Annotated in this window: 29 protein-coding genes; 9 read left to right on the top strand and 20 right to left on the bottom strand. The window is 63.2% G+C overall.

Features of this window, described 5'->3' with window-relative positions; all coding sequences use genetic code 11:
- Positions 1-152: 152 nt before the first annotated feature.
- From VI340_RS19635 to VI340_RS19660, 6 genes are read right to left on the bottom strand one after another with little or no spacing between them, the layout of a single operon-like run.
- Entirely contained in the window at positions 153-611 is a 459-nt protein-coding gene (locus VI340_RS19635) for a hypothetical protein (protein WP_336359050.1), read from the bottom strand.
- Complete coding sequence (locus VI340_RS19640; RefSeq protein ID WP_336359051.1) at positions 608-1,333, bottom strand: hypothetical protein; 726 nt, start codon at positions 1,331-1,333, stop codon at positions 608-610. Before VI340_RS19640 ends, VI340_RS19635 begins: the two co-directional genes overlap by 4 nt.
- Positions 1,326-1,673: a hypothetical protein gene (locus VI340_RS19645; protein ID WP_336359052.1), complete on the bottom strand. Its 348-nt coding sequence runs from the start codon at positions 1,671-1,673 to the stop codon at positions 1,326-1,328. Before VI340_RS19645 ends, VI340_RS19640 begins: the two co-directional genes overlap by 8 nt.
- The gene (locus VI340_RS19650; protein WP_336359053.1) at positions 1,673-2,086 is read right to left on the bottom strand and encodes a hypothetical protein; all 414 of its coding nucleotides are present in this window, start codon (positions 2,084-2,086) and stop codon (positions 1,673-1,675) included. The genes VI340_RS19645 and VI340_RS19650 overlap by 1 nt, the downstream gene beginning before the upstream one ends.
- A gap of 11 nt (positions 2,087-2,097) precedes the next feature.
- Positions 2,098-2,616 carry a hypothetical protein gene (locus VI340_RS19655; RefSeq protein WP_336359054.1) on the bottom strand — a complete coding sequence of 173 codons (519 nt, stop codon included), beginning with the start codon at positions 2,614-2,616 and terminating at the stop codon, positions 2,098-2,100.
- 1 nt (position 2,617) lies between these two features.
- Entirely contained in the window at positions 2,618-2,854 is a 237-nt protein-coding gene (locus tag VI340_RS19660; protein ID WP_336359055.1) for a hypothetical protein, read from the bottom strand.
- A 341-nt stretch (positions 2,855-3,195) separates the two neighbouring features.
- On the opposite strand from VI340_RS19660, the gene VI340_RS19665 reads away from it, so the two are divergent.
- The 8 genes from VI340_RS19665 (at position 3,196) to VI340_RS19700 (ending at position 6,552) form a co-directional block, all read left to right on the top strand.
- Complete coding sequence (locus VI340_RS19665; RefSeq protein ID WP_336359056.1) at positions 3,196-3,540, top strand: hypothetical protein; 345 nt, start codon at positions 3,196-3,198, stop codon at positions 3,538-3,540.
- A complete protein-coding gene (locus VI340_RS19670; protein WP_336359057.1) occupies positions 3,531-3,989 on the top strand; it encodes a hypothetical protein in 459 nt (152 codons plus the stop codon). Before VI340_RS19665 ends, VI340_RS19670 begins: the two co-directional genes overlap by 10 nt.
- Positions 3,986-4,654: a hypothetical protein gene (locus VI340_RS19675; protein WP_336359058.1), complete on the top strand. Its 669-nt coding sequence runs from the start codon at positions 3,986-3,988 to the stop codon at positions 4,652-4,654. The genes VI340_RS19670 and VI340_RS19675 overlap by 4 nt, the downstream gene beginning before the upstream one ends.
- The gene (locus tag VI340_RS19680) at positions 4,651-5,133 is read left to right on the top strand and encodes a hypothetical protein (RefSeq protein WP_336359059.1); all 483 of its coding nucleotides are present in this window, start codon (positions 4,651-4,653) and stop codon (positions 5,131-5,133) included. The genes VI340_RS19675 and VI340_RS19680 overlap by 4 nt, the downstream gene beginning before the upstream one ends.
- Positions 5,130-5,354, top strand: coding sequence for a hypothetical protein (locus VI340_RS19685; protein ID WP_336359060.1), 225 nt, complete (start codon positions 5,130-5,132; stop codon positions 5,352-5,354). Before VI340_RS19680 ends, VI340_RS19685 begins: the two co-directional genes overlap by 4 nt.
- Positions 5,351-5,488 carry a hypothetical protein gene (locus tag VI340_RS19690; protein WP_336359061.1) on the top strand — a complete coding sequence of 46 codons (138 nt, stop codon included), beginning with the start codon at positions 5,351-5,353 and terminating at the stop codon, positions 5,486-5,488. Before VI340_RS19685 ends, VI340_RS19690 begins: the two co-directional genes overlap by 4 nt.
- Before the next feature lie 159 nt (positions 5,489-5,647).
- Positions 5,648-6,013, top strand: coding sequence for a hypothetical protein (locus tag VI340_RS19695; protein ID WP_336359062.1), 366 nt, complete (start codon positions 5,648-5,650; stop codon positions 6,011-6,013).
- A gap of 329 nt (positions 6,014-6,342) precedes the next feature.
- Entirely contained in the window at positions 6,343-6,552 is a 210-nt protein-coding gene (locus VI340_RS19700; RefSeq protein ID WP_336359063.1) for a hypothetical protein, read from the top strand.
- A 45-nt stretch (positions 6,553-6,597) separates the two neighbouring features.
- On the opposite strand, the gene VI340_RS19705 is transcribed toward VI340_RS19700, so the two are convergent.
- The 8 genes from VI340_RS19705 to VI340_RS19740 form a co-directional block, all read right to left on the bottom strand.
- Positions 6,598-7,806: a hypothetical protein gene (locus VI340_RS19705; RefSeq protein ID WP_336359064.1), complete on the bottom strand. Its 1,209-nt coding sequence runs from the start codon at positions 7,804-7,806 to the stop codon at positions 6,598-6,600.
- The gene (locus tag VI340_RS19710) at positions 7,803-8,168 is read right to left on the bottom strand and encodes a hypothetical protein (RefSeq protein ID WP_336359065.1); all 366 of its coding nucleotides are present in this window, start codon (positions 8,166-8,168) and stop codon (positions 7,803-7,805) included. The genes VI340_RS19705 and VI340_RS19710 overlap by 4 nt, the downstream gene beginning before the upstream one ends.
- Entirely contained in the window at positions 8,165-8,392 is a 228-nt protein-coding gene (locus VI340_RS19715) for a hypothetical protein (RefSeq protein WP_336359066.1), read from the bottom strand. The genes VI340_RS19710 and VI340_RS19715 overlap by 4 nt, the downstream gene beginning before the upstream one ends.
- Positions 8,389-8,640, bottom strand: coding sequence for a hypothetical protein (locus VI340_RS19720; RefSeq protein WP_336359067.1), 252 nt, complete (start codon positions 8,638-8,640; stop codon positions 8,389-8,391). Before VI340_RS19720 ends, VI340_RS19715 begins: the two co-directional genes overlap by 4 nt.
- Positions 8,637-8,867: a hypothetical protein gene (locus VI340_RS19725; RefSeq protein ID WP_336359068.1), complete on the bottom strand. Its 231-nt coding sequence runs from the start codon at positions 8,865-8,867 to the stop codon at positions 8,637-8,639. The genes VI340_RS19720 and VI340_RS19725 overlap by 4 nt, the downstream gene beginning before the upstream one ends.
- The gene (locus VI340_RS19730; RefSeq protein ID WP_336359069.1) at positions 8,864-8,989 is read right to left on the bottom strand and encodes a hypothetical protein; all 126 of its coding nucleotides are present in this window, start codon (positions 8,987-8,989) and stop codon (positions 8,864-8,866) included. The genes VI340_RS19725 and VI340_RS19730 overlap by 4 nt, the downstream gene beginning before the upstream one ends.
- Positions 8,986-9,348: a hypothetical protein gene (locus tag VI340_RS19735; RefSeq protein ID WP_336359070.1), complete on the bottom strand. Its 363-nt coding sequence runs from the start codon at positions 9,346-9,348 to the stop codon at positions 8,986-8,988. Before VI340_RS19735 ends, VI340_RS19730 begins: the two co-directional genes overlap by 4 nt.
- A 73-nt stretch (positions 9,349-9,421) precedes the next feature.
- Complete coding sequence (locus VI340_RS19740) at positions 9,422-9,724, bottom strand: hypothetical protein (protein ID WP_336359071.1); 303 nt, start codon at positions 9,722-9,724, stop codon at positions 9,422-9,424.
- A 96-nt stretch (positions 9,725-9,820) separates the two neighbouring features.
- On the opposite strand from VI340_RS19740, the gene VI340_RS19745 reads away from it, so the two are divergent.
- Positions 9,821-10,006, top strand: a complete 186-nt coding sequence (locus VI340_RS19745; RefSeq protein ID WP_336359072.1) for a hypothetical protein — start codon at positions 9,821-9,823, stop codon at positions 10,004-10,006.
- A 141-nt stretch (positions 10,007-10,147) separates the two neighbouring features.
- On the opposite strand, the gene VI340_RS19750 is transcribed toward VI340_RS19745, so the two are convergent.
- The 6 genes from VI340_RS19750 to VI340_RS19775 all read right to left on the bottom strand — a co-directional run.
- A complete protein-coding gene (locus tag VI340_RS19750; protein ID WP_336359073.1) occupies positions 10,148-10,303 on the bottom strand; it encodes a hypothetical protein in 156 nt (51 codons plus the stop codon).
- The gene (locus VI340_RS19755) at positions 10,300-10,479 is read right to left on the bottom strand and encodes a hypothetical protein (protein WP_336359074.1); all 180 of its coding nucleotides are present in this window, start codon (positions 10,477-10,479) and stop codon (positions 10,300-10,302) included. Before VI340_RS19755 ends, VI340_RS19750 begins: the two co-directional genes overlap by 4 nt.
- Positions 10,472-10,660 carry a hypothetical protein gene (locus tag VI340_RS19760; protein ID WP_336359075.1) on the bottom strand — a complete coding sequence of 63 codons (189 nt, stop codon included), beginning with the start codon at positions 10,658-10,660 and terminating at the stop codon, positions 10,472-10,474. Before VI340_RS19760 ends, VI340_RS19755 begins: the two co-directional genes overlap by 8 nt.
- Positions 10,657-11,067 (bottom strand): hypothetical protein, encoded by a 411-nt coding sequence (locus tag VI340_RS19765; RefSeq protein ID WP_336359076.1) that lies wholly within the window; start codon positions 11,065-11,067, stop codon positions 10,657-10,659. Before VI340_RS19765 ends, VI340_RS19760 begins: the two co-directional genes overlap by 4 nt.
- Positions 11,068-11,070: 3 nt before the next feature.
- Positions 11,071-11,349 carry a hypothetical protein gene (locus VI340_RS19770; protein ID WP_336359077.1) on the bottom strand — a complete coding sequence of 93 codons (279 nt, stop codon included), beginning with the start codon at positions 11,347-11,349 and terminating at the stop codon, positions 11,071-11,073.
- A partial coding sequence (locus VI340_RS19775) for a hypothetical protein (protein ID WP_336359078.1) occupies positions 11,349-11,818 on the bottom strand: 470 nt, incomplete at its 5' end. The genes VI340_RS19770 and VI340_RS19775, both read right to left, overlap by 1 nt.

Below are 11,818 nucleotides of genomic sequence, written 5' to 3' on the forward strand. Positions count from 1 at the left end.
GTCGTCGCCTTCGATGATATCGAAGTCGCTGTTGCTGTTGTCGTTCTCCGTGCCGTCGCCGTCGTAGGAGTCGCTGCCGCTCAGAAACTCCTGACGGGCCTGCTCGTCGTCAGGGAAGCGTCGGAACGCCTCCGCGAACGTCCGGGATGCGCTCACTGGCCCACCCCCACGAACACGGCGGCGGCTGCGGCGGCTGCCAGCAAGATAGCCAACAGACCGCCACCGTCACCTCCTGACCGAGCGGACCGTGTTGTAACGGTCGGGAGAGTCGGCAGACTGGTGTCCATGGACTCGCCCGGGTCACCATTATTGTCAGTCCCGGGATCGGGTCCGGGAGGGTTGTAGTCTCCCAAGTCAGCCCCCCCGAGGTTGTCCGGGTCGACCTGCTGGCCGTCGACGTAGAGCTCGGCATGACTGGGCAGATCGGCCCTAGTCACCCGACCCTGGATCTCGAAAGTGTCTGAGCCTTGGCCGATCTCTCCCTCGACGCGACTGCCTTTGACCTCGTCCTGATCGCTTGGTGGTGGAGTAACGATGCTGCCGTCGACGACGACCGAGTACGGTCGACCGCCGAAGAGTTGTCCGGTTCCTTTGACTGTGATTGATTTCATTTTATTTGCACCCACGTCGATAGCGCGCCGTCGTCGCTGCCGGTAAATTTCCATTCCCAGTCGGGTGGCAGGATGAAGGTCCGACGTATCGCTGTCCCCGATTCGAGGTCGTAGGTTGTCCCTCCGCTGTCTTTGATTTTGAGTGTGTTAGTGTTGCTGGCGTCGATTGAGACCATATTAGACACAACGCCGCCAGTGCTGTTTTGCAGCCATGTGTCGCCTGCATAGTTACCCGATTCATCGGACCCGGTGCCCTGGATGAATTCCCCAGCGTCCTGTCCGTCCACAGTATCGGCGTCACCAGCTATGTCGACGTTAGCACCGTCGACAGCAGTGCGAGCCTCCGAATCCGAGTATCGGGAGTGATGCGCTGTCGAGTCTCCCGAGTGGTTATCAAGCTCGGATTGGGTGACTGGGTCGAACGACAGCGCGAGGTCGCCGTTGCCGTCAATCGTCAGGTCACCGGACAGCAGCAGCGCGACCGCACCCGACGAGATGGTCAGTCCGTCGCTCGTCGCGACGTCGTACTGCCCGCCAGAGAGCGTGATACCACTGCCGCCCGCGGGCGCGCTCTCCTCGACCCACTGACTGCCGGTGTAGACCTTGCCGGTCGGGACGCTGGTGTCGTACCACGTCGTCCCTGCCTCCTTGTCCGCGGGCTCGGCGTCTCCCACCGAGTCGTATCCCGTGACGCTCGGGAGGGACGTGGACAGGTTACTCACCGGCCCACCCCCCGAACACCGGCGCTGCGGTCCCGCGCGGGTCCTTGAACGTCACTTCGTCGATGTTCCAGCGGTTGAACACACCGGTCGACCCGGACAGCCGGACGGTGAACGTGTCACCGCCGACCGTCGTGATCTCCATGTCGATGTCCCCGGCTTCGGTCAGGATCAGCTCGTGGATCGTCTCCGCCGGGTTCTCCGAGTACGGGTAATTCGTCCCGTCGTGCTCGAATCCGCTGCCGTTGTCGTAGTCGTTGGTCTCCAGCGACCCCGTCTGTCCGACACTGACGGGCTGAGCGGAGCTGCCGCGGACGGCCTGAGAGAACTGTTCACTCGCCATCAGAGCCACCCCCGGAACATCGAGAACAGACCACGGTCGACGCCGCCCTCGTAGTCCAGAACCATCGTCACCTGATAGTCCAGCGGGAACTCGCTGCCGACGTGTTTGGCTTCGACACCGACTTTCTGAGGTTCGTCGACCGGTACGCTCACCGGGAACTCGAAGAAGTCGGCGTCACCGACGATCGCCTCGCGACCGGCGAGGGTCACCAGTGGCTCCCGTCGACCTGCGCCGCGCTCGACGAAAGGGAACACTTCGAGGTCCAGTTCGGCACCGCGATAGATGCGGACCCGCAGCTCCTCGACCCGCGCACCTTTCGAGATGTCGTAGGTGAGTTCTTCCTTCTTGCCGGGTTCGACTGTACCACTGAAGCGGACGCTATCCTGTCGTTCGTCTTGCGAAGAAATGGGCATGGTTGGACCCCTCAGGCGTCAACCTGAGTGTAGTACAGTTGTCCGCTCGATGCACTCGGGTCGATTTCGTAGCCGTCCGACCCGGAGTCCGCGCGAAGGCGCACTTCGATGTGTCGGCCCGGCTTCGCGTACGGCGTCAACAGCTCCTCGACGATCCGGTCGGTCCGGGACTCACTGAGAGAGTCGCGCAGCTGGGAGAGCGAGTCGAGTTCGACGTCGGCGAGCACGCGGGTCTGGTCCGAGTTCGTGATAGCCAGGACGACGTCTCCCTGAACAGGATCGCCCGCACTGGACGCCTCGCCGTTCCCGGTGGCGACGACGTCGAGGCCGATGAACGCCTGGGCGATCTCTCGCAGGTGCGACCCGTGGCCGTGCATCAGGATTTCGTCCTGTGCGACCTGCTTCGCGAAGACCGTGATTTCGGTCCCCGCGACGACGGTTTTCTGGTCCATCGCAGACGCCGGGATGGACTTCTTGTTTCCGATGTCGTACCACTGTTGGTACCGGCTGAGTGTCGTTGCACCGGGCATCTCAGACACCACCCGGGCCGTTGTCGGACGACTGGCCCGTGCCGGGGTTGACGCCCAGCACGTTCCCGAGCGCGCCGTTCGCTCGGCTAGCGAGCATCGCGCCGATGCTGTCGGTCATGTTGAACAGGGTGAACCCTGCGATAAGCGATACTGCGACCGTCACGACCGCCATCGGGTCGGTCAGGTCGACGTTCATGTCGAGAAACGGGATCGTCGCCGTTGTCGGTTCGGCTGCCATGTGCGGCTCAGGCTATGGGTGATACACAAAAGCGCGTCTAACTCAAGACCTCTATAGAACTCTTGAGGACCGGCTTTTTGCTTGTTCTGTGGCTATAATCTATAGAGGCCCTACGATGAGTTTAGTTGACTTCGCTGGAGTGTCGGCAGTAGTGATTCCGGGCTATCTGAGGGCTCAACGCGGCATTACTCGCCTCGTTGTGTTCACAGTCTGGTTCGTGTACTCGCTGTTCGCGTTCGGGGTGAGACTCTGAGATGTCGTCTCAGACCTGCCCGTTCTGTGACAGGGTGTTTGCACAGCCAGAGTACGATAACCCGCGAAACTCTGTGATTGCTCACGCTGTGAGTCTGGCAGACGACGACCATCAGGGCATCGGGTACACGCAAGCGCGCAATCTCGTCGACGGTCAGGGCGAGCAGGCCCCGGATGTCGACGACGTCCCCGAGCCAACGGTCGACGCCGATCAGGACGACCGCGCCCGCGCCGACGGTGCGGGCCTGGGACTCGGCGGGCCGGTGCCAATCGAAGACGACGAGCCCGACGTCGAGGAGAGCGACGGCGTCGACGAACCGGAGACTGTCGACTGCCCGCACTGTGAGACGGACACAGAGATGACGCCCGGAGAGCACGAGGAAGGCGAACGCTATCGCTGTACCGACTGTGGAGGGAGGTACAAATGGACCTGAATCCGAGCGACGTCGTCGACGAACCCGACGCTGCGACCGAAGCCGCGGACGCCGTCGACGGTGGCACGGGTGACCCACCCAGCAGTGAGCCGAGCTCGAGCACGTCGACGCCGACCGAGTCGTCAACGTCGAAAACAGAGAAGCTCAAAGACCTGCTGTTTTCGACGAGCCCGGAGAAGGACCTAGACGACGTCGAGGCACCGTATGACCCAGAGCGCGGTGGGCTGAATCGCGTCTACCGCGGCCTGCAGAAGATGGTCGACGTCGACGGCCTGCCCGCAGTCGCCGACATCACCATCGGACTCGCCGAGTGGCTGGACCTCGCAGAGCCGATGGACCAGGACGGCGGCAGCAGTGAATCGCAGGACTCTCAGAACTCTCAGAACGGTGAGTCTAAGAGTGAGCGACCGGCGGACCTCGAAGCCGCACTGAGCGAGGTGAAATCATGAGCGTGGCCGACTCTGTGTCCGACGCGCTCGAAGGCGCGCACAACCTCGTGTGTCTCGGCGCGACTCAGACCGGCAAGACATCCTTCGCGCGCGAACTGCACGCGACGACCCCGCGGCTGTCCATCTGGGTGAACGAGCGCGGGAAGCATCGGGTCCCGGACGTCGAGGGGACCGTCGCCCGCGACCTAGACGACGTCCGCGCCGCGCTTGCGAACGACGACCTCCGGGTCGAGTATCTGCCGGCGGACCGGAACGAGGCAATCGTCGAGCTGCAAGACTGGCTGTGGTCCGTCGCCGACCGCGCCGACCGGCAGCTGCCGATGCAGGTCATCGTCGACGAGGTCGACCGACTCGCGCCCCAGTCTCAGAAGCAGTACGGGAACCTCCCGCCGCGGGACGCCATCCGGGACTTCACCAGCGAGGGCGTGAAGCGCGGCATCAAGTTCTGCGGAATCACCCAGGACCCAGCGAGCTACGACAAGCGAGCCCTCCGACAGTCCCGGTATCGGGCTATCTGGCAGATGTCCGCCGAGCAGCGGAGCGCCGTGAGCGACTACGGGTTCGACTTCCGGAGAGTCGACGACGCGCCGGCCTACGCCGGCATCCTGCACCACATGAGCGGGCAGGTCCTCGGACCGGTCAAAGCGGAGGCCCGGTACGCATGACAACAATTGACCCCCGCCAGGAGGTGAGTCGCCGGCGACTCTCAAAGATCGCCGAGCGCGCGGACGGTGACGACGGCCTGTTCGCCGAGCTGCTGACCGCCGAGGTGTACGACGTCCAGCACTACAACCGAAACAGTTGGTTCGACTGCCGGAACCAGAACACCGGGACCAAGTACGAAAGTCGGTCGACACATCGAGCCGTCGACAACCCGGGCGGTGAAGTGACGGGCCGCTTCCGGATGTGGCAGGACGCGCACCGTCGCATCGCCGGGGCGGAGGGGGCAGAGGGTCAGACCGCTTGGTACGTCTTCGTCCTGTTCGAGGGCGACCAACCCGTCGCGATGCGCCGGATGCACCCCTCCACTGTGACCGGAGTTCTTCGCGATCGGGGCGACGACGACGTGGCCTGGAACCAGTCGGGTCACCAGTCGAAGGGACGGCAGCACAAACTGCCGTGGCCGGAGGTGCTCGACGCGTGAACCCGAACAAGGAAATCGACGGTGCGACCTGGGACACCTATCGCAAGACGCACGCGACCTGGGCGGTGAAACTGCCCGTCGACGTGACGATCCCCACGCGGGAGGGCGTCGTCGAGGGCGAAGCCGGCGAGTATCTGTGTATCGACTCGGACGGCGGACTCTACCCGTGTGACGCCGATACGTTCGAGCAGATGTACGAACCGACGGGGGGGTCGGCGTGATCGAGCAGTTGCCTCAACCGCTGCAGGTCTTCATCTGGATGGGTGGCCTGTGGCTCTACACCGAGTTTTGGATGTGGCTCGGTGCGAAGGTCGGGTTCCCGTTCGCGGCCTACGTCAACGAGGTAGGTAACTGATGTCCGCGAATCGGCATAGAACCGGACGTGTGCGGTGTCGAACCCCTGGTGTGAACAGCGGAACCGTCGGTGTGACAGCCTGAATACTGACGGATTACGTCCGGTTCCAGCGTGAACCGGCAGTATTCTATTTGTGTTCGGCGATGCACCGGGTCGGTGATGAGAAAAACATCGTTCTCGCTGCGGGAGGGACAGATTTCTTTTCTCGACGAGCTGGTCGACGACGACGATCGCCTCGACGCCGACAACCGAAGCGAGTTGATGCGGGAGTTGATCGACGACTATCGCGAGCTGCGCGACCGCGTCGACGACCTGGAGGCCGACGTCGAGCACGCCGAGGCCCGCGCCGACAATCTCCGTCGACAGCTCCAAGCGATGTCCGAGCGGCAGGACGACGTCGACGAACTCGCGACCTACGTCCAGGAGGAGCGCGCGGTCGAGCAGCGGCGCCGCGAGGCAGGACTGGGGAAGCGCGCGAAGTGGTGGCTGTTCGGGATGCCCGTCGACGACGAGGAGGAGAGGTGACCCACGCCGGCGTCAGCCGGCGCTGCGGCCGTCGCTGCAGCACCCCCCGGGCCGCGGGTAGGCAGGGTAAGATAACAGGGTCCCTCGCTTCGCTCGGTCCTAGCGCGCCCTGGCGGGCGCGCAAAAATTTCGGCCCCGCGCGCGCTCTTACACTAAGCTGTCCCCTTGCGAAAGTGCGGGGGTCGAAATCCCGCCCAGCTTCGTGTTCGGGCGATAGAAGGCCGCTACTGTCCGTATCTACTCTGTGAAAGAAGGCCCACCCTCGCTTTCTACACCGTGGCATATATCTGTTTGCGCGTGCAGATATAATCTATATGCCTTCACAGACTATGAGAGACAAGGTTTGGACACTTGCGCTGATGCACACCGCCAGGATGGGAGAGGCCACGACGCCCGAAAAGATTATCGAGGAAACGGAAGCGTCCGAACGGATGGTGAGGCAGTGCCTCAATGTGATGTCCGACAACGGTTTTCTCCGGCGTGAGAGGAAAGTCGACGGTACTATCCGCTATTTGCCGACGGAAGGCGAGGGTCTTTAGAGAGTCGTCACTGCTTTGCCTGAGAACACTGCGGGTGAGATACGATCAGCCGCCGGGCCAGCCGTCCCCGTTCTCCCAGTCGACCCACGCCCGCACGAGTTCGTCCGCGCACGGCGCGCGATTTCTCCAGTCTTCGTCTTCCAGGTAGTCCGGCGCGGCCTCGATGTCGTGGACCTCGCCGGAGCAGGCCACCATGTTGACCTCGGTACTGCTGTCGTCCTGGTCGTCGGTACTGCTGCTGTCGCTGTCCCCCTCGTGGGTGTCGACACTGTCGTCGGCCCGATCTTCCTCCTTCACCTCGCGTTTGCATCGGACCGAGTCGGGGTCGATCCCGAGCGTCGACGGCGCGACCTCGGCGACCGCGCGCTGCGCTTCCCGCTCGGTGTCGCTGTAGACTTCGATAGAACTGTCGTGCCACGTCGACCCGAATTTCGTGTACGCGGCTTCGTTCCGTTCTCCGGAGGTGTCGATGCCGGTGTGACTGAGAGTGTAGGTCACTGCGCGGGCCACGTCCTCCAGGTCGTCTAGCGATTTCGACGACTCCCCGCGTTTGGTGATGCGGTCGATAATCCAGCCGGTTTGTTCCCAGACCTGTTTCGTCACTTCGCCGCCCGGGATGTGCGGGCTCGTCACGACGAGGTGGAAGTGACCGCGCGGCTTCAGCTCGTCTTTCACATCTCCCTCCCACTGGCGACCGTTGAACAGTCGACGCTTCCACTCGCCTCGGTCGTCGCCGAGAGTCTCGCCGGCGTCCTCTTTGCCGGCATACGGGTGATAGGCGACCAGACCCTCGGCGTCCATCATCTCCATGATCTCTTTGATGACCTTCTGAGTCCGGTCGAGCACGTCGTCGGCTTCGAGGTACCAGTCGTCCGGCGGTGAGATGACTACGTGGTGCTTGTAGACGGCTTCGCCGATCTCGCCAGCGCGCACCCGGGCGTTGGTGTCGAGTCGGGCCACGATGTTTTTCGCTCGCTCTGTCACCCACTTGGGCGCGCATCGTGGACAGGTCGACCGCTTGCACGTTCGACCCACAGCAAAGGTGTGACCGCAGTCGTCGCAGAAGTGCGGGATGTCGTCACCGCAGGAATCGTACTCGTCGCCGAAGCCGGGCAGGTCCAGCGTCGGGAGCCACCCGTCGACGCCGCGGCTCATGTCGTCGGGTTGCTTCGGTCGGTCGATTGCTTCGATGATCCGCTGCGCCTGGTCGTTCAGACTCGCGTCTGCTGAAGAATCTGTATCTGTCGCGCTCACGCAAACCTCACCTCGGGCAACTCAATATCATCGATGACGTCCAACTGAGCCAGACCGCAGAGGTGTTCGCAGGCCGATTCCTTAGTCTGTTCCTCGCACCAGCCGAACCACTCGCCCGATTCGGTGGTGACGAGGATGCACGTCCAATCCTCGACGAAAAACAGGCCATCGCGAGAGCCGGGGGCCACGTCGTCGGCCTCGACGCCGAGCGCGCGGTCCCAGGTGTCGGTTTGGTTGTCTCGCTCCCCGAGAATGTCCAGCTTTACGACCTCGGCGGCGGGGAGGCCCGGAATCTCAGGACCGGATTGGTTGAAGTCCGATAGCTGCGTGAGGTCCATGTGCGTCGACACCTCCGGCGTCATCGAATCACCCGGAAGGCCAGCGCTTCGGCTGGGTCATCGGTACGCAGCGATGCCACGGTGAGCACGTTGCCGTCGACCGCGGTCGGGATGTGGTCGTCGGCCACCTGCTTCGAGATGTCTTCGAGTTCCTCCGAGTACTTCGCGGCTTCCTGCAGTTGCGTTCTGCTGACCTTCCCGGAGAAATTGTACTCGTCGACGAGCAGCTGCCAGTCGTCGGGCGTCATGCTGTCACCTCGCCGGTGAGGTGTCCGACCCGATGCTCGCGCGCTTCGCGAAGTTCGACGTTGTCCGGAGTGTTGTGCCACGGGATATGGTTGACGTGGTGGACGTCGTGGTCCGGAGCGAACACCTGGGCCGGGGAGATGTCGTCGTGTAGGAGCGCGACCAGCTGGTGAACGTAGACGGTGACGTCTTCCCCGCCCGCGCGATCGCGGAAGTACTCGTAGCCCAGTCCGGTGTGGGTGAGGTTCATGGAAGGAACCCCCGGAGAATCGAAGCGGCACAGCACGCGTCGGCGGCGTCCTCGTCGCGATACTGCGCACCGCAGTCGTCGCAGGAGTGCCAGTCGTCGCGACCGCCGTCGGCGACGACCTGGACATCGAGGCCGGTGGTCTGTTTGCGGCACTCGACACACTTCGATGACGGCGGGAGGTGGATGCAGTTACAGCCGGACTCGGGACGTGGGCCGACTCCGCTCACCGCGGGTCACCCCCGGCGGCGTCGACGGCGTCGACCAACTGCAGGGCGTTGGTGACTCCGCGCTTCAGATGAGTCACTGCCGTGTGTCGAAGGACCGGCATCAGCAGGTCGAATACAGTCACTCCGACTCACCTCCGTAGCGGCGTTCGAGTCGGTCCAGTTCGTCCAGGAACGCATCCGCTTCCTTCAGGTTTAGCTCTGAAGACTGGTCGGCGATGAGTCGCTTCAGCAGGGTGCGCGTTTTCTTCGAGCGGATGTCTTCGAGCGTGTCAAAACCGTCGCGTATCTCGGTCTTGTTGAGGGAGTTCGCACGGCCATACAGCAGTGCCACCGTGTCGCTGTGCGTAAGGCCGGTGTCGATATCGTGAATCTCCTCGCCGAGTTCTTCGAGAGAAGATTCAGCCGCTTCCAGGGCTTCGAGCCCGCGCTCGAACATCTCGGGGTCAACGTCGACAGGTTCGTCGTCGCTGTCGTCGCTCATGCCGACCACCTCAGACACCGCTTACTGTCGGGTAGGGTTTGCCTACTCCGGGTCTGCGAAAAAAGGGGGCGCATCAGGCTTCAGCCTCCAGTTCTTGATCTTTAGGTGTTACCGTTGCCAGTCCGTGACGCGATAGTACCTCATCGGCGTCAAGACCGGAAACGTCGTCAGCAGCCTCTTGAGGCAGGTTACCCTGCGCTTTCTGAACGGACAGCCATAGCTCTACGGCATCGTGAATCATCGCGGACCTGCTGCGCGGGTCGTCCCGGTCTGAGTTTGCCCACTCAGACCGCCGTTTGTCGTCCATAGCGGTCTTCCACGACACCGGAATCACGCCGCCGACGTTCGCGGAACCGCTGTCTTTGCTTGGTGGCATCTACATGAAATCCTAAAGACCTAAGGATACAAGTAATTGGGGGTATCGGTCCCTTCATCCTGAAGGATTTAGGACGTGGAGCATATATGGTAAACTATGAGCACTGCCCCGGAGGAAGAACTGAGCTACGAAGAAAAATACGACGACCACATCGGAGTGGACTGTCCCAGCGAATTGAAACGAAAGGCGCGAATGGCCGCGGTCTTAGAAGATAAATCACTCTCTCAGTGGGTTCGAGACACTTTGGAAGACGCAACTCAGGACGTCGACCTCGATCAATAATCCTGCTGGGTGGGGTAATCGGACTGAATCGCTGTCTTTGCTTGGTGGCAAACATCGGTTCGTCCGACTCTAAAGTTCTGCAGGGATGGATATAGGTCTAAGAGGGTCGTTTCCGGAAATTCCAAAAAGCGAGTGACATCTTCACCGGCACTCGTCGACGTCGACCTCGTCCTCGACGAGCCCGATCGGGACGTCGACGTCGGTCGCGAACACGAGCGGGGGATCATCCGGCGCGCGCCTCCAGGCATCGCGAAGACCAGGAGCGCCGTGATCGTCGACGTCGGACCAACCCGTCACGGTGACCCACCGCCGTCGCCGTCGGCCCGATCACGCCGCCCCCCGACCGGGACACCGCCCTTCGCCTTCGCGAGCATCTCGATGATGCGCCGGTTGCTGTACGCGGCCAGGACGAGCACGGCCCACAGCGGAAGCGTCACCTGCTGGGACGCCCACGCGGGCGCGCTGTCAATCATCTTCGACACCACCGTCGGTTTCGAGATGCACCGCTTCGACGCGCTTCACGCGGTCCCGGACCTGCCCGACCTGCTGGCTGAGATACCGAGTCTGCAGCCAGTCGGCCCCCAGCAGGATAACGAGGATTAGGCCCGTCTCCGGACCTAAGACCGTTATCAGGGCGTCGGTCAGCTCACTCATGACGTGCTGTCACCCACGTTGAAGTTGAAACTGAACAGCTGCCCGACTGCGTAGACGAGTGCCAGCACCAGCCCCATCTGAAAGAGCCGGCGCGGGCCGATGTTCCACCCGCCCGCATCGCTCGGGTCCCGGTTGCCGTCGCCTGCAGGGTCCGCCTCTCCCGGCGCGCTCGCGTTCACGGGTCCGAGCCAGTCGTTCAGACTGCCACCGGGCAGGTTGATGCTGTCGTCCTCTCCAGCGGGTCGCTCAGTCAGCAGGTCGCCGAAAAAGCCCTGAACTCCGCTGTCGATGTCGTCCTCAAGCTCACGCGCGGCTCCCTCGGGGCCGTCGCCCGTGGTTTGATCGCCGGGAGCGATAAGCTCGATGGGAGCCTGACCGATACCGACGACTGTGTCGACGACACCCATCGGTCAGGTCCCCCTCAGCAGTCCGATGAAGACCACGACCACGCCGACACCCGCGGCGATGAGCGTCGACGACGGTCCGCTGTCGCTGCTGGACTGACTGGACAGGTCGGTGATCTGGGACTGCAGCGTGGTGATCTGCTCTCGCAGGTTCGTCACCGTCTGATTTTGACTCGCGGGGGCCGGGTCGACGTCGACGGGCAGCTCCAGGTCGTCCTCCTCGATGTCGGTGTCGCCGTCGATGCGTGGCCGCTGGTCCTGGTTCGCGTCGCCGAGCGACGACATCAGGCGTCACCTCCTGCGAGCGCGGCCACCAGTGCGACCGCGGCGACCGCCGCCGCAGCGACCGACCCGGTCGGCAGCGTCGACCCGCCCGTCGACGGGAGCGACAGGGACGACAGCGACGGGAGCGACGGCATGGACGGTCCGGACCCGCCCGATTGCGTGGTGTAGACCGCGCCGCCGGCGTCCTCGATCTCCTGCTCTGTCGCTGCGACGGCCACCGGGTCACCGTCGACAAGCACAGCGTTCACCTCGCTATCGGGAGCGTGGCCGTCGATCTCTCCGGACGCCACCCGCTCGGCAAAGTCCTCGGCGGCGGACTGGTTGCTGTCGAGACTGTTGTCACCGCCGATGTCGTCGCCTTCGATGATATCGAAGTCGCTGTTGCTGTTGTCGTTCTCCGTGCCGTCGCCGTCGTAGGAGTCGCTGCCGCTCAGAAACTCCTGACGGGCCTGCTCGTCGTCAGGGAAGC

The organism is Haloarcula sp. CGMCC 1.6347, from assembly GCF_037078395.1.
Taxonomy (GTDB): Archaea; Halobacteriota; Halobacteria; order Halobacteriales; family Haloarculaceae; genus Haloarcula; species Haloarcula amylolytica.

Excerpts from the sequence above, each read along its gene's own strand:
- VI340_RS19635 (WP_336359050.1), bottom strand. The coding sequence starts at position 611 with ATGAAATCAATCACAGTCAAAGGAACCGGACAACTCTTCGGCGGTCGA.
- VI340_RS19645 (WP_336359052.1), bottom strand. The coding sequence starts at position 1,673 with ATGGCGAGTGAACAGTTCTCTCAGGCCGTCCGCGGCAGCTCCGCTCAG.
- VI340_RS19650 (WP_336359053.1), bottom strand. The coding sequence starts at position 2,086 with ATGCCCATTTCTTCGCAAGACGAACGACAGGATAGCGTCCGCTTCAGT.
- VI340_RS19655 (WP_336359054.1), bottom strand. The coding sequence starts at position 2,616 with ATGCCCGGTGCAACGACACTCAGCCGGTACCAACAGTGGTACGACATC.
- VI340_RS19660 (WP_336359055.1), bottom strand. The coding sequence starts at position 2,854 with ATGGCAGCCGAACCGACAACGGCGACGATCCCGTTTCTCGACATGAAC.
- VI340_RS19670 (WP_336359057.1), top strand. The coding sequence starts at position 3,531 with ATGGACCTGAATCCGAGCGACGTCGTCGACGAACCCGACGCTGCGACC.
- VI340_RS19675 (WP_336359058.1), top strand. The coding sequence starts at position 3,986 with ATGAGCGTGGCCGACTCTGTGTCCGACGCGCTCGAAGGCGCGCACAAC.
- VI340_RS19680 (WP_336359059.1), top strand. The coding sequence starts at position 4,651 with ATGACAACAATTGACCCCCGCCAGGAGGTGAGTCGCCGGCGACTCTCA.
- VI340_RS19695 (WP_336359062.1), top strand. The coding sequence starts at position 5,648 with ATGAGAAAAACATCGTTCTCGCTGCGGGAGGGACAGATTTCTTTTCTC.
- VI340_RS19700 (WP_336359063.1), top strand. The coding sequence starts at position 6,343 with ATGAGAGACAAGGTTTGGACACTTGCGCTGATGCACACCGCCAGGATG.
- VI340_RS19710 (WP_336359065.1), bottom strand. The coding sequence starts at position 8,168 with ATGACGCCGGAGGTGTCGACGCACATGGACCTCACGCAGCTATCGGAC.
- VI340_RS19715 (WP_336359066.1), bottom strand. The coding sequence starts at position 8,392 with ATGACGCCCGACGACTGGCAGCTGCTCGTCGACGAGTACAATTTCTCC.
- VI340_RS19720 (WP_336359067.1), bottom strand. The coding sequence starts at position 8,640 with ATGAACCTCACCCACACCGGACTGGGCTACGAGTACTTCCGCGATCGC.
- VI340_RS19735 (WP_336359070.1), bottom strand. The coding sequence starts at position 9,348 with ATGAGCGACGACAGCGACGACGAACCTGTCGACGTTGACCCCGAGATG.
- VI340_RS19740 (WP_336359071.1), bottom strand. The coding sequence starts at position 9,724 with ATGCCACCAAGCAAAGACAGCGGTTCCGCGAACGTCGGCGGCGTGATT.
- VI340_RS19745 (WP_336359072.1), top strand. The coding sequence starts at position 9,821 with ATGAGCACTGCCCCGGAGGAAGAACTGAGCTACGAAGAAAAATACGAC.
- VI340_RS19755 (WP_336359074.1), bottom strand. The coding sequence starts at position 10,479 with ATGATTGACAGCGCGCCCGCGTGGGCGTCCCAGCAGGTGACGCTTCCG.
- VI340_RS19760 (WP_336359075.1), bottom strand. The coding sequence starts at position 10,660 with ATGAGTGAGCTGACCGACGCCCTGATAACGGTCTTAGGTCCGGAGACG.
- VI340_RS19765 (WP_336359076.1), bottom strand. The coding sequence starts at position 11,067 with ATGGGTGTCGTCGACACAGTCGTCGGTATCGGTCAGGCTCCCATCGAG.
- VI340_RS19770 (WP_336359077.1), bottom strand. The coding sequence starts at position 11,349 with ATGTCGTCGCTCGGCGACGCGAACCAGGACCAGCGGCCACGCATCGAC.